Raw genomic sequence first — 13,897 nt, 5'->3', positions numbered from 1 at the left:
CTATGACCCGAAACGGAAACACGAAGATCCTGGTCGTCGAAGACGATCAGACCTTGGCTGAGTTGTACGCGGAGTGGCTCGGGGACCGGTATGTTGTCGAGACCGCGTACTCCGGCGAGGAAGCCCTGGAAATATTCGATGCGGCTGTCGATATCGTCCTCCTGGACCGGATGATGCCCGGATTATCCGGCGGAGAGGTTCTCAGACAACTCGGACAGTACGAGCCGAACTGTCAGGTTGTGATTGTCTCTGCGGTGACACCGGATTTCGATATCGTCAAAATGGGGTTCGATGCGTATTTAGAGAAACCCGTTGGAGCCGAGGACCTCGAAGACGTTATTTCACAGATGCTCACTCGCGCGGAGTACAGCGAGGACCTCCAGGAGCTGTTCTCGCTGATCGAACGCCAATCGGCCTTGGAAGCCGCCATGGACGAAGCTACCCTCGAAACGAACCCGAGGTACCAGGCACTCACGGAGCAAATCACAGAACTCGAGGACAAGGTCGAACGGTATCTCCAGGACTTGCCAGACAGAGACTTTCGAGTGGCTATCGAACGCCTGCAACGAACCGCAGCAGAGCGCAGAGAACAACAGCAATACCAGTCCCTCACGGAAGACGTCTTGGACACGTCACAGGAAGGAGTCGTTGTAGTTGATCGCGACGGACAGGTGGTGTGGGCAAACGAGACTACGGAAGAATTACTCGGAGTCGATAGAGACGATATCCAGGGGGCCGATTACAGTCGGGTCGCTTCCGAATCGTACCGGGAATATCACGCAGGTGAGCAGACACTGTCCGATCTCGTAATCCATTCTCTGCAGCATATGAGTTCCCAGGTCGAAGCCACCGTCCGCGTCCCCGAGACGGATTCAACACAAAAACACTGGCTGGAGTACTGGAGCGGGCCGATTCAAACTGGTCTCTATGCAGGCGGGCGAATCGAACACTACCACGACATTACAGAACGGTACGCGTACGAACAACAGCTCGAGGACCTGCATGCGGTTTCGCGCGAACTAATGACAGCGGATTCGGAACGTAGTATCGGCGAGACCGTGGTAGCTGCCGCGGTCGGCGAACTCGGATTCGAGTTTGCCGCGATATATACACGACAAGAGCACACGGGGCGTTTGGTCCCGCTAACACACGCAGCCACGGAGGGTGTTAGCGAAATCGACCTCCCCACCGTCTCCGAAGGAGACACGCCGGTCTGGACGGCCTATGTGACTCGAACAGAACAGTTGGCTCCCGACGACGTTGCAGATACCCGATCGAGCCAGTGGTTGCCAGAGGAGCTCTCGTCGTGGCGACTTTACTCACTAGAATCGAACGGCGTTTTATTAGTGGGGATGACTACGATGCCAGAGATGCCCTCGAGAAAAACCAATTTGGCAAAGACGTTAGCAGCGAACGCAGCAAGTGCGTTCGAACGAACAGCACAAGAAGCGGCGCTTCAAGAGCGTGACCAGCGTTTAAAAGAGCAGAACGAGCGGCTGACACGGCTGGATCGCATCAACACACTGATACGATCGATAAGCGCCACGGTTATCAGTGCAAATACACGCGAAGAGCTGGAACGAGAGGTCTGCAACGCTCTATCTCAGCTGGATCTGGTCAGCGGGGCGTGGATCGGCAAAAAGGATATGAATACGGATACGATCGAGGTCAGAGCCAAAACGGAGTCGCTCACGTATCAAAAACTGCGAGCGGACGACGACCCGACGGGTGACACCACCCGAGGAAGTGGTTCTCAACTCTCCCCTGCCGAACGGGCGCACAGGATCGAACGTTCGGTCGTGGAGAGCGATTTAATGTCCGCTCGCTCCGAAACAGGGTGGAAACAGGCCGCATTAAAAAACGGCACCAACTCGATCGTGGCTGTACCACTACAGGGTGAGGCTTCGCCACTCGGTGTGTTAGAAGTCCATTCCAAGCTACCAAACGCCTTCGACGAAGAGGAGGTGACAGCCCTCACAGAGCTCGGTCAAATAATAGGGCACGGGATATCAGCACTCCGACAAAAAGCAGCGCTTCTATCCGGTGGAGGCACGACCCTCGAGATCCAGTTTGCGGACGATGCTGGTCTCGCAACGCTCGTTTCGGATATAGGGACGGATCTCGAGGTTTTGAACGTGGTAGTCGACAATCCAGATACCCTCCTGTTCGCGCGATTGACCGGGGAAGACGTGCCCGCTGAGGCGTTCGAAGCTGCTGGTTTCGATCCGGAGACTGTCATCTTGAGCGAGTCCCGGAATGGGGTCTACTGCAAAATTCCGGTGCGGAACAGCAGCGTTTGCGAGAAGCTGACCGACCGAGGGGTTGCGATCGATCAAATCACTACCGCGTCGGGGTCCGACCAGATCGTTGTTTCAGTAACCGTGCCGTTCACGGTCGATGTCGGGGAGTATCTGCGTTCACTCAGAGAGGACTACGGCGACCTCACCCTGCTATCGAAACTGGATAGCGAGCGGCGAGAAACCGACACCCTCTCGGCACGTCTTGAGGAAGCCCTTACTACCCGTCAAGAAGAAGTCCTGCAGACGGCACTCTACGCAGGATATTTCAATTGGCCGCGGGATGCCGATTCGACGTCGGTTGCCAAGACCCTCGATATTGCACAATCGACGTTCAATCAACATCTTCGAGCTGCTGAGTCTAATCTGTTGACGGCTCTCTATCGGGATTCGACGAGCTCATAATCACACGCTGTGGCACTCGGAGGGCTCTGACCGCGGACATCGGCACGCAAATCTCTGCATATAGGTATTCGAATCCCTCCCTCAATATCGATTGGTACAAAACGCTTGTTCGTAGAATATCTGTATTGTGTATGGCCGAAAGCTCTCCGCACCGGGGGCCCGTAGTCGAAGCGTGGAGTACGGACTCCCATGTTGTGCGCGAATTCGACAGACCCGTTCGCGTGTCCGAGGCGGTTATCGAGACACTTACCGAGGCTGTCGAAGACTGGCCGGAACTCAGTAGATCCCCTCCAGTCTCCGAATTCGTCGATGCAGACAGCCTAGATGGCCTGTTCAAAAGTCGTGCCCTCGAGGAGACCACTCATATACCCTCTGTGGAGTTCCTCTTTCAGGGCGCAGTCGTGACGGTCATGTACGCCTCGACCGTGCGTATCATCGTCGAACGAGATGCGTGAGTGCAGATACATGACTCAGTCGAATACCGTTTTGATCGTCGACGACGAAGAGAACCTCGCTGACCTGTTCGGCATCTGGCTACAGGAGCACTTCGAGGTTCACGTAGCCTACTCCGGGGAAGATGCACTACAACTCTTCGCCGAGGAGCCGATCGATATCGTGGTTCTGGATCGTCGGATGCCGGGGCTTTCCGGTACGGAAGTGCTACACTCAATTCGTAAAACGGGTCGTGCCCAGCAAGTGATTATGGTGACCGCCGTTCGACCGACAGAGGAACTGGCGGCCATCGACGTAGACGATTACCTCTTCAAGCCGATCGACCGGTCGCAGCTTCTTCGAACCGTGGAAGCTGCTGAATTGGTGTTGACGTACGACGAATCACTCACAGAACTCTTTTCGCTCATCAACAGAAAAGCCACGCTAGAGGCGTATATCGACAGAGCGGAACTACAAAAAGACGACCGATACAGTGACCTCTGCCGGAGAATACAGGAGCTAGAGGAACAAGCCGATACGACACTCCGGCGTCTCGAAGCGGAGTATCAGATCGATATGCTGGTCAGAGACCGGCGTCTCGGGTCCCACCCCGTAGAACAGTCTTGATATGGAACGAGAAGCCGTGGCATCCACCGGCCGTGCTACCAGCAGCAATATCGAAGCACTCACCGGACTCAAATATCCGCTAGTTATCGGACTGGTGGTAGTGCGAGCTGTGGATGCGAGTCTCACGTACTATGGGCTGAGTATCGGACTCCGGGAAGCCAATCCGATCGTCGTGGCTGTGATCGAGACGATCGGGATCATCCCCGGTCTCCTCTGTCTCTCGTCAGTGTCCGTGCTCTTGGTGCTTTTCGTCGGCGAATACCTGCTTCCTGGAGTCACGCAACCGCGATACAGTACTAAGCTCTGCTGTAGTGTCGGGTATATTTCGCTCTTGATGCTCTGGAGCGCCGTATCGCTTCACAACGTGGTGGTTCTCTGGACATGAGAGTACTCGAGTTCGTCAGTCTGTTAGTGTACGTATGCATCGTATTGATTTCGTCATTTGCGATACTTCTTTCTCTGCTTTAGCCACGAGAACGACCCCGATTATCAGCGGTTCGCATTTGACATCCTCCCACCGCTTCAGGGGTGGGATTCCGCTCGCTACGTGTCGACCGAACGGCCGCCTGATCCCTCAGTCCCAGATGCTGCAGCGTGGCGACAACACGTCCGTTAGACGTCGATAGTGGCACCGACCTCGTACCGGTCGACCGTGTCCTGGATACTTTTGACGAGTTCAGGATACTGGTAGTCGCCGTCGCGGTCCAGTATAAATATAATACCCTTTGTTTCACCGAGCGCAATCACGGTATCGACGTACGTATCGTACACCCGAGTCGTCGCGTGAAGCTCTGAGCCGTACATCTCCTCTTGATTGATGGCTCCCCACACGTCGAGGAATGCGTTCTCTAAAATATCCGTGAGCGCCGTTCTGTCGTACTGTCGTTCTAGCTCGCTTGAGAGGTAAATGAACTCCTGTGTTTCCTCGTTGAAATAGCCTACTGCGTTGACTGCATTTGTATCGCCGACGAGGTGGTTTTCGAGCTCTTCTCGGACGCTTCGGGCCACCTGCTCCATATAAAAAAAAGCGGATTACGGCATAAATATGCTATGGCCGTTACCGAGAAGATTTTATAATCGCAGCGAACACTGGGTCGCCCGCCGGCGCGCCACGCGCGTTGTACGATGCGACGGGGCTAATAGCCGGACCCGTCCGGTGATCGAAGCCATCGCTATTCCCTCGAATCCGTACGACGAATGCAGTAGTGACCTGATACCGGTGGACGAAATCATATAAAAGCGACCCACGAGCGATCCGCCGGTCGCGCCGCCGAACGGCGTGATCCTCATTCGTCGTGTGTATATATGTTTGTCTGTCAACATAACACATCATAGCAGCTTCGGTATTTATATAAAATTAAAAACGGCCGTCCCCTTCGGCACCTCCCCGGGTGAGTCGATTCCGCGTCCGAACGGCCGGGTGTCGTTCGGCACTCCGAGGAACGTTCCGTCCAGATCGAGTGAGAGACACGCCGTGAGAGTACATCCCCTGGACAACGCTTCGAGTCGCGGGCTTCACTCGACGAGTTCGGCGGCCGGAACGCGCGTCGTGGATCGATCCGCGCCGAAGGCGGCTTCGAGGGCCTCAACGACCGGCCCGACGTCCCCGGGACCGCCCGCCGTCGCGATCGAGCCGACCGACTCCGGCGCGAACGGCATCTTGAGCGCCGAGTAAACCGGATCGAGCACCGCCGCGATCGACTCGCGGTCGGCCGAGCGAACGACCACACAGCCGCCGACGAGGGCACACTCGCGTGTGACCCGCTGGGCGATCCCCGCGATTTTGCCATCGCCCCGGATCGAGTAGTTGCCAGGGCAAAACGAGTCCGCGGGTTCGCCGTGCGTGACGTCCGCGCCGACCGCCCGGAATGCCCGCAACACCGTCTCCGTCGCCCCGCGATACCGGCGTTCGATCCCGTCGCGGCCGTCGTCGGTCGGCACCGCGTACGCGAACGAGACCGTGTCGCCGGTGTAGGCGACCGCGCTTCCACCGACGCGGCGCTCGATCGGCGTGTAGCCGCGTCGGGCGGCGACACGGCGCGCGCGGTCGTAGCCGTCGACGGCGGCGTCGCGGCGGCCGAACGCGAGTCGTCTCGGCGGCGTCCACACGCGGAGCACCGAGTCGCCGGCGTCCGCCGCGAGACCGGGTAGTGCCGCCGTGACGGCCCGGTCGCGGTCGACGTCGGCGAGGGTGCCTTCGATCAGGCGCATGTGGGCTCGTACGCCCCCGACAGTATAAATCGGCGCGGGGAACGCCGTCGGCGGACTCCGGGGACGATTCGGAAGGCCCGCGACTCCGGGCGTCCGACCCGACCGCAAGGCACACAATCGGGCCTCCCGAACCGGGGGGCATGGGACTTGGAGGCGCGACCAGGAAGCTCCAGAAGGTCGCCGACATGGGCGAAGAGCTGTACAGCCGGATCAACGAACTCCGCGAGCAGATCCTCGAGATGCGCGAGACGGTCACCCAGACGAACAGACGCGTCACCGCCCTCGAAAACAAACTCGATGGGCAGGCCGCGATACTGGAGGCGCTCGCCGAAAAGGAGGGTATCGACGTCGACGAACTCCTCACGGAGGTCGCGATCGAGGAGGCCGAGGCAGACGACGGGCCGCCCCCGGAAAACGTGATTCCGGACGCCGAGGGCGGAGACGGCGCGCCCGGATCGGTGGCCGACGGGGCCGAATCGGGGGCCGCGGAGCCGACGGGGGCCGATACGGAACCAGACGGCGACGCGGCAGCCGACTCCGGGACGGGGAACTGAACGCTCAGCCCATCAGGCGCTGGTACTCCACCTTGAGACAGCGGTCCTCAACGTAGCGCTTGCCGGCCGCCTCGATCCGCTCACCCGCCTCGGAATCGGTGATGCCGAGTTGCGTCCAGACGACCTCGACGTCGTCGCGGGCGATCGCCTCGTCAGCGATTTCTGAGACCTCCTCGCTCGGGCGGAACACATCGACGATGTCGACCGTCTCCTCGACGTCCGAGACCGAATCGTAGGGTTCGGCGCCGAATATCTCGTCGGCGTAGGGGTTGATCGGGACGATCTCGTAGCCCCGCTTGCGCATGAACTCCGGGATCGAGTGGGCGGCTTTGCCCGGCGTCGCCGAACAGCCGACGACGGCGATCGCATCGAGTTCGAGGATCTCCCGCAGTTCGTCGTCGTTTTGCACTGGCATGTCCGGCGGTACGTCACCGTCATATAAAAATCCGGACCCGCGCGCTCGCGGCGGCGCTCCCGATCGGCCGTCCCGGAGGCGCTCAAACCACGACCGCGGCCCGCCCGGCAACGAACGCCAACGCCGCGAGGAACATCGACGCCTTCAGCCACGTCTGGCCCGTCGCCGGATCGTCGAACGACCGGTAGGTCCCGGCGCCGAGTCCGAGAAGCGTCGGCACCAACACGACGAGGTAGGCGCTCCCGAACGTCCCGCGGAGGAACGGGAGCGGGCTCGCGAGCATCGCGGTCGCGACGAACACCGCCGCGACGCCCAGTGCCGTCCGTTCGCCGACAGCGATCGGCAGCGTGCTGAGGCCCTCCTTGCGGTCGCCCGCGACGTCCTCGACGTCCTTGACGATCTCGCGCGCCATCGTCGCCGCGGCGGCCAGCACAAAGAGGACCGAGACGGTCGCGAGGTCACCGCCGACCGCGGCGCCGCCGTAGAGGAACGTACTCCCCGTGAGATACGCGACGAGGGCGTTGCCGACGCCCGGTAGCCCCTTGAACATCTCGGTGTACGCGAGCAACGCAAGGAGGTTGACGACCGCGATAGCGACGGCAATCGGCGGCAACAACAGGGTCAACCCGACTGCGGCGGCGAACAGTGCAAGACTGAATACGAAGGCCCCTCGGGGGGTGACGGCACCGCGGGGGATCGGCCTGTCGGGACGGTTGATCGCGTCGATCTCGCGGTCGAAGTAGTCGTTGATCGCGTTTCCGCCGCCGGTCGCAGCCCCCGTCGCGAGGACGGCGACTGCAGTCGACGCCGGCGCGGCCAGCCCACCCGCGACGAAGGCCCCAATGAACGTCAACACGCCCGCAGCGAGCGCATTCCCCGGTCGCGTCAGCTCGACCACGCCGCGAACCTGCTCCATGCCGGTGGCTCCGGTCGCTGATTTATAAACGCCGCGCCTCGGTCTCCGAGCGGAATCGCGGGAGTTAAAAGGCGGTAGCCGGTATGAAATCGACACGGGCGCTTAGCTCAGTTTGGACAGAGTGCTTGGCTTCGGACCAAGTTGCCGCGGGTTCAAATCCTGCAGCGCCCATCATTCTGTGTGACGGGCAACATTTGGCAGACGGCGGTACGACGTTTATAAACGGATCCCTCCTGGACCGTTTTGATTTCATCACGCTGCGTGAGGGGGGTCGCCGGTGTCATGCGATTCGCTTGCATTTGATTGATGACCTGGGTACAAAATCCTAGGGTGTAGTACAATATTATAACCATAGGTAATTTATTAGCACTATTCTATAAGACATCAGATCCTACTGTGTTGACTAACGGTCTCGCTCTCGGGAAGTACATTATCGGTGGAGAGCTGTCTTGTGATTTCCCCACAGGAAAGAAGCCGCCGTGGCCGGAGCAGTTCGTAGCTGTGAACGGCTAAGTGAGTACTTCTACCATCTCGAAATGAGCCTCCGCATCCGCTACCAGCAACCTGTTTCAAAAGCGCTCATGCGTAGCACATTGTTGATTTCACAGTGTTGCTTGGACAGCGTGTTTGAGAGCGTCTCGTCCAGGTTTTCGATACAGTTCTCGACGTAATTGAAACGCTCTGAGGTACTGTGTCAGCTTGTCCTTAGAAACACCTCGATGGGGCGAGAGCCACCGTCGCGTCAGCGACGCGTGGCTCTCGCAGGTGTTGACGTGCACCCCATCATCGGCGTATTCGCCATCGCTGTGGACGACGTATTCGCGGTCGAATGCATCGTCGTCTTCGAGCGGTTCGTACGCTCGAAAGCCGTCGGTATAGACGGTTAACGACTCCTGCTGGCGGTCGGCCAGCAGGAGTCGAATCGTCGATTCGTCTGCGGCTTTCGCCGGGTTCACGTACCGCTGTCCAGTACCTCGGTCGGCGAGGATGAATACAGGTGGCTTGTCGCCGCTGTACGAACCACGCCCGCGCGTGGACAGGCCACGCGAGCGCGACTCCCGGTCGCGCTCGCGGCCTTTCTTCCCGGCAGAGACGTACACTTCGTCGATTTCAACCGGCCCAACCAGATCAAGAGAAGGCGCATCGAGCGCTCTGGCGAAGCGCTCGATTCGCCGGTGCATCGTTTTGTGTGTCACCTCGATTTCGCACCGTAGTTGGCTGAGACTTGTGTTAAATCTGAGAAACGCGTAGATGGAGAACAACCACCGTCGGAGTGCGATCTTCGAGTGAGCGAAGATAGTGCCTGTCTTGTCGTTGAATGTGCGGTCGCAATTCTTACAGAGATACCGTTAAAACTCTCTGTAGCTGCTGTTTCTGACCGTTCGGTCAGAACGGCAGCGAGGACAGGTCACACCGTCACGCCAGCGAACCTGTTGGAGCAGGTCTGCTGCGACCGATTCCGACCCAAACACATCCAGCGGAATCATTCGTGTCGGGCACCGCTGCCGCGGTGCCCTTGTCCTCTTTGACTCCATAGCTACTGCTCAGCAGTATCCACAATCTCCTACGCAAGAGCGTTCTGTATAATTCTTTTTAGAGACGGGACCTGTCTAATATTATGTATTTCACCGCCAATTAGTCCAAAGCGATGAGCAAAGTCTAGAGACGTATACTTGCAACCCTCTGAATAGTATCTAGTACCTGATCCAAAGAATTTTTTATGATATACTATATCATCTTGCGTTCGATAAAAATATTCGATGGTATCTCTACTTTTGTAATCTCTTTTGACGTATCGACTGCCATCAGAATTAATCGTGACTTCGTAATTGGTTTTTGATTCGTCTTGATCGGTAATTCTTTTGGTGTATAGACGGATAGAATAGCCTTGTCGGTCTTCTATTTGTTTAAGATGTGAATCTACTGCAGACACTGGAACCGGGGAATCGTATATCGGATCAGTTAGTGCTGATTCATCATCTGTTGTTTCTGTCTGTGAGGGCTGGGGGGTGGTGCCAACCCCTGGAGTCACACTTTGCTCACTATTTTGAGTATTGCTACATCCGCCGGTAACCCCTGCCGAAGCCGCCCCCAAAACTGATAGAAGTTTTCTTCTACGCGTTAGAACACTAGCAGTACTGTTGCCATTTATAATTACTGTCGGCTCTATTGAATCCGCATACAGCGACGGGGTTTATTGTTTGAGTGTTCGTTCGACGTTGTAGACTGCCGCGACGAGAGTGATTTCTCGGAACTGCCGGTACCAGGCACGCGCTCGGACGGCGGAGCCGTACGAGCGCTTAATCACCGAGTTCACAGTCTCAGAGACCGACCGCTGATTGTAGAGATCGTCTTCGATCCGCACGTTGTGCGCGTGGTCGTAGGGTGCGAAGACGCGGTGTTTAATCAGTGGTCTCACGCCTTCTCAAGTACCGCCGGTTTGCGCTGATCGACGAGAACGACGGCTACTTCGCGAGTCGGCTGAAGCAGAACGCGAATCCGGTGATAACGGCGGAATTTCGGGAATGGCGCGGGCGCGCCATTCCCTTGGAGGGCAAGCAGATCCAGGACGTAGTCGATGACCTCTCGCGGACGTACATCGACGTAGAGGTCGAAGCGGAGTTCAAACGCGGTCAGTACGAAGGAACGCGGTCACTGGATACGAAGCGGTTCCGCGTCGTCGGCGTCCGCGACGAGGACGCCGACGACTACCATCTCTATATCACGAATCTTCCGCGAGAGGAGTTCCTGCCGTCCGATCTAGCGACACTGTATCGGTGTCGGTGGGAAGTAGAAACGTTGTTCCGTGAGTTGAAGACACAGTACGAACTGGACGAATTCGACACAAGCGATCCGGATATCGTGGAAATATTGTTGTACGCGGCGTGAGGGTGTCATAGAATAGTTCCCACACTTCAGTCATTCAAATTACTGTTTTAGAGCGTTACAAGCTTAGAAGTCCGTGCATTCAGTGCACGGACTCTAAAATCGCTCAAAGAGTTCCTTTTCGTCTCCGAATTATGATTTCTCGCACCTGTTTAATATGATCTGAGTCGGACTGAATGAACGCTTTGAGTACGGCCTCAACGATCTCGGAGCGGCTGGCTCCGAGATCGTCACACTCAGCAACCAGCTCATCCACTTCTTGGACGATGTCTTCCTCGACAGCGATTCCAAACTTCTCCTTCGCCATAACTGAGACACGCTAAGAATGCCGTGCACTAAGTGCACGGCGATTTCAACCGAGTTGAGCACAGTTAGACGACCATGTGAATTGTTCTATGACACCTTCGTACGCGGCGTTGCTGTCACTGTTGGTGAGTCGTGAGTTGTTAGATCTGGTCACCGAGCAGGCCGACGACGAGATCGTGTTTCCGCCGGAACGCTGGGCGGCGACCTTTCGGTCGCACGCCCAGCTCATCCTCCACGAACTCGGAGAGTACCTTGGCTACTCGCCACCGCCGTTGCTCGAGCGGCTGATCGAGGATGCTCAGGAGATCCACCAACAACGACCGATCTTACAAGAGACGATCGCTACCGCTACACAACCGAGGTGTGAGTCTTAGCTAAAGACGAATGACTCGCACATCATTATAACCGTCAACGTACCCACCGATCACTTGAGAATCGACCATCAGTTGGGAGATCCCCATTTATACATAACTTGATTCGGAGAAATTTAAAATAGACGTTATTTTATATGGCCTATGAGAAGCTGATTCCAATTGACTGAATTGCACCGTTATTATTTAGTAATCTGGGCGAACTAAGTTATTGTGTGCCAATCCGCCCCATAGATATTGATACACTGGAAGACGCGTGCGAGTCAATCGCACGAGAGAACTACGGGTTCATCTACACGGCAGAGGTGAAGAACGAAATTAAATCCGCATATGAGGGGGCCGACACAGGCGTGCTGAAAGCAGATGAATTGTCGATAAGTGACATCAGGAAAGGGCTTAGTGAAATTTCGGCTGACGAATTTACTGATTTTGATCAGATTCGTGATGGCGTATTCTATATTGACCAGTTCGGAGCAGTTGGAAATGAAGAAATAACGACCGAGCTGACAATGCTGTTCAGCCAACAGATGGTTGTCACCGGCGAGCGTCTCCGATCAGTGTTTTCGCTCGCAATAGATGATCTTGATTTTTTTGTCGACCAACTTGAATCCAGAGGGTACTTGCGGCGAATCAGGGCTGGACAAAACGACTACTATACGATCGGTCCCAAGCTGAAAGAGCGAGCCAATGATGTCGGCCTTGACTCGCAGCTCGCACAGGATGCAGTTAATGGGAAGATTTCTCACAGCGACTTGGAGAGTGCAATAGATGTCTCAGCTACAACCGATGTGATTCGTTATTTAGAAACTGAGGATCTGATCATCGATCTTGATGGAGAGTATCTACTTAAGTCATTACTTGACGAGTATGGGCGATACTTGGCCGACCAGATCGAATCGTCGATTGAGTCCGAGTTTGAGACGGCCACGTATATTCTTAAACTTAACGAGTTTGAACAGATTATTGAAAATGAAATCCGGGACCAGTTCAATGTTCTTTCTCATGCTCGAGAAATCGAGTCTGAAATCATTGAAAAAACCAAATTGGGGCTTACGGACCGTCTCGGTATTGAAGTTAACAGGTCAGTCGCAATTCAGACGGAAGAATTTGAGCAACATACAGAGGCCGAAGCCCGCCGGATCCTAGAAGATATTCAAGGGGAAATTGACGTTGAGCCAGGGAAGCTCGACGGGTGGGTTGAGGCGGCAGAAGAGCATTTTGAACAGGTTCGTGTCAGCAACACTAACGCAGTGAATAAGCAAATTCGTACCGAAATCAGAGAGCGATATAAAAAGATAGTTAACGAAGAGAAATTTGGTGGGATGGCGCTTTGAAAATGAATAATCAAATAGAACCAAAGAACAATGTCGCTTCATAGCGTACCAATTGTTAATTAAACAATGGCGAAAAAATATAACTTCGAATCGATTGAGAGTGGGGGAACAGAGTACGTAATTGCGGATCCAATCAACGAAAATAATGATCCCGTCCGACTCAAAGCACAATGGATAGAGGGAGACGACATAGAAGGAGAGTGGGAACGAGCAATCGGCTCTCTCATTAAATCCGACCTCCTCGGGTCAATGGAAATGAAAGAGGGCAATGGTCGGATTGAGCGTAGAAACGCGATACAAACTCTCTCAGAGATTGAGGACGATGAGGGACCGATCGTAACAAGTGAAGACCAAGCCGAGGCGCTCATTGAGTACTTTGCAGACGAAGGGATTGTTGAAATGGATGGAGAGGATGTCTTAGTACTACGCAATCCACAAGATGAGACAGCAATGGGCGGACGGATGATTCTTAACTGGGCTGCTGGGATCGATGCGTGTGTTGAAAAAATCTCAGAGACTATAGAACGTGTTAGGAATGCAAAAGAAAAACTTGAGGACCGGATGGATGAGATTGATCAAGACCCTGGTGAGATTCAAGGAAAGATACAGGAAACTGGGCAAGAATTAAAAAGTCTCGGAGATGGTCCAGGTGTTCCGCAAGATCCTAATGAACTTTCTCAGGAGGAACGATCGAGATATAACCAACTCAAGCGGAAGTTCGTCTTCCATCAGAAAATGCAAGAAGTGATTGATATTGATTTAACTGAAAAAGTTGAACAAGGGACGAACAAGCTTAGCGATAGTATCGAACAGCTCGAAAGCGCGCGATTCGCATTAGATCAAAAACAACAGGAGGTTCGAACTAGAGCGCTACAGGAACAAGAGTTTCCCGAAGGCGCGAACAACATCGTCGAGAACATGGGAGAACTGGCTACCCAGTTGGCTGGCGTTGGCGGCATTGAAGAAGAGGTCGAGGAGACACCGCCTGACGAACTCGCTACGCTCGTTGACGAGATGACAGAGGAGGTATCAGAAGCGACGGAGAGCGCAACTGAAACCGCTGGTGAAGAGACTACGCAGGAACAATCAGGCAATCTTGAGATGGGTTGATTGCGGATGTACGCGGTTTCGCTGCTTCGCTCT

Annotated in this window: 12 protein-coding genes, 1 tRNA gene and 4 pseudogenes; 10 read left to right on the top strand and 7 right to left on the bottom strand. The window is 55.5% G+C overall.

What is annotated here, in order from left to right; all coding sequences use genetic code 11:
• Nucleotides 1-2: 2 nt before the first annotated feature.
• The 4 genes from NMLP_RS09315 (at nucleotide 3) to NMLP_RS09300 (ending at nucleotide 4,146) form a co-directional block, all read left to right on the top strand.
• Nucleotides 3-2,702: a helix-turn-helix domain-containing protein gene (locus NMLP_RS09315; RefSeq protein ID WP_015409859.1), complete on the top strand. Its 2,700-nt coding sequence runs from the start codon at nucleotides 3-5 to the stop codon at nucleotides 2,700-2,702.
• A gap of 194 nt (nucleotides 2,703-2,896) precedes the next feature.
• Entirely contained in the window at nucleotides 2,897-3,157 is a 261-nt protein-coding gene (locus tag NMLP_RS09310) for a HalOD1 output domain-containing protein (protein ID WP_152024131.1), read from the top strand.
• Nucleotides 3,158-3,188: 31 nt separating this feature from the next.
• The gene (locus NMLP_RS09305) at nucleotides 3,189-3,761 is read left to right on the top strand and encodes a response regulator (RefSeq protein WP_160169593.1); all 573 of its coding nucleotides are present in this window, start codon (nucleotides 3,189-3,191) and stop codon (nucleotides 3,759-3,761) included.
• A 1-nt stretch (nucleotide 3,762) separates the two neighbouring features.
• Nucleotides 3,763-4,146, top strand: a complete 384-nt coding sequence (locus tag NMLP_RS09300; protein ID WP_152024130.1) for a DUF5658 family protein — start codon at nucleotides 3,763-3,765, stop codon at nucleotides 4,144-4,146.
• Nucleotides 4,147-4,373: 227 nt separating this feature from the next.
• On the opposite strand, the gene NMLP_RS09295 is transcribed toward NMLP_RS09300, so the two are convergent.
• Together NMLP_RS09295 and NMLP_RS09290 are read right to left on the bottom strand one after the other, a co-directional pair.
• Nucleotides 4,374-4,778, bottom strand: coding sequence for a hypothetical protein (locus NMLP_RS09295; protein ID WP_015409857.1), 405 nt, complete (start codon nucleotides 4,776-4,778; stop codon nucleotides 4,374-4,376).
• Between the two features lie 498 nt (nucleotides 4,779-5,276).
• The gene (locus NMLP_RS09290; RefSeq protein WP_015409856.1) at nucleotides 5,277-5,972 is read right to left on the bottom strand and encodes a lipoate--protein ligase family protein; all 696 of its coding nucleotides are present in this window, start codon (nucleotides 5,970-5,972) and stop codon (nucleotides 5,277-5,279) included.
• Nucleotides 5,973-6,112: 140 nt separating this feature from the next.
• Here NMLP_RS09290 and NMLP_RS15900 point away from each other — a divergent pair, with 140 nt between their 5' ends.
• On the top strand, nucleotides 6,113-6,526 hold the full coding sequence (locus tag NMLP_RS15900) for a DUF5798 family protein (RefSeq protein WP_015409855.1): 414 nt from the start codon (nucleotides 6,113-6,115) through the stop codon (nucleotides 6,524-6,526).
• Nucleotides 6,527-6,530: 4 nt separating this feature from the next.
• On the opposite strand, the gene NMLP_RS09280 is transcribed toward NMLP_RS15900, so the two are convergent.
• Nucleotides 6,531-6,941 (bottom strand): CoA-binding protein, encoded by a 411-nt coding sequence (locus NMLP_RS09280; protein ID WP_015409854.1) that lies wholly within the window; start codon nucleotides 6,939-6,941, stop codon nucleotides 6,531-6,533.
• An 82-nt stretch (nucleotides 6,942-7,023) separates the two neighbouring features.
• On the bottom strand, nucleotides 7,024-7,857 hold the full coding sequence (locus NMLP_RS09275; protein WP_015409853.1) for a geranylgeranylglycerol-phosphate geranylgeranyltransferase: 834 nt from the start codon (nucleotides 7,855-7,857) through the stop codon (nucleotides 7,024-7,026).
• Between the two features lie 96 nt (nucleotides 7,858-7,953).
• On the opposite strand from NMLP_RS09275, the gene NMLP_RS09270 reads away from it, so the two are divergent.
• A tRNA-Arg gene (locus NMLP_RS09270) sits at nucleotides 7,954-8,028 on the top strand.
• Between the two features lie 431 nt (nucleotides 8,029-8,459).
• Here NMLP_RS09270 and NMLP_RS09265 read toward each other — a convergent pair.
• Nucleotides 8,460-9,344 (bottom strand): annotated as a pseudogene (locus NMLP_RS09265) (IS1595 family transposase).
• 707 nt (nucleotides 9,345-10,051) lie between these two features.
• Nucleotides 10,052-10,282: pseudogene (locus NMLP_RS09260) on the bottom strand (transposase); the annotation flags it as partial.
• A gap of 2 nt (nucleotides 10,283-10,284) precedes the next feature.
• Between NMLP_RS09260 and NMLP_RS09255 the strand changes: the two are divergent.
• Nucleotides 10,285-10,743: pseudogene (locus NMLP_RS09255) on the top strand (IS4 family transposase); the annotation flags it as partial.
• Nucleotides 10,744-10,849: 106 nt separating this feature from the next.
• On the opposite strand, the gene NMLP_RS09250 reads toward NMLP_RS09255, so the two are convergent.
• Complete coding sequence (locus NMLP_RS09250; RefSeq protein WP_015409852.1) at nucleotides 10,850-11,050, bottom strand: hypothetical protein; 201 nt, start codon at nucleotides 11,048-11,050, stop codon at nucleotides 10,850-10,852.
• Between the two features lie 100 nt (nucleotides 11,051-11,150).
• On the opposite strand from NMLP_RS09250, the pseudogene NMLP_RS09245 reads away from it, so the two are divergent.
• From NMLP_RS09245 to NMLP_RS09235, 3 genes and pseudogenes are all read left to right on the top strand, one after another.
• Nucleotides 11,151-11,423 (top strand): annotated as a pseudogene (locus NMLP_RS09245) (IS4 family transposase); the annotation flags it as partial.
• Between the two features lie 212 nt (nucleotides 11,424-11,635).
• Entirely contained in the window at nucleotides 11,636-12,754 is a 1,119-nt protein-coding gene (locus NMLP_RS09240) for a hypothetical protein (RefSeq protein ID WP_015409851.1), read from the top strand.
• Nucleotides 12,755-12,820: 66 nt separating this feature from the next.
• Nucleotides 12,821-13,864, top strand: coding sequence for a hypothetical protein (locus NMLP_RS09235; RefSeq protein ID WP_015409850.1), 1,044 nt, complete (start codon nucleotides 12,821-12,823; stop codon nucleotides 13,862-13,864).
• Nucleotides 13,865-13,897 lie beyond the last annotated feature (33 nt).

Source organism: Natronomonas moolapensis 8.8.11 (assembly GCF_000591055.1).
In the GTDB taxonomy this organism is placed as follows: Archaea; Halobacteriota; Halobacteria; order Halobacteriales; family Haloarculaceae; genus Natronomonas; species Natronomonas moolapensis.
Note: the sequence above shows the minus strand (reverse complement) of the source record. Positions and strands in the feature narration are given on the sequence as shown.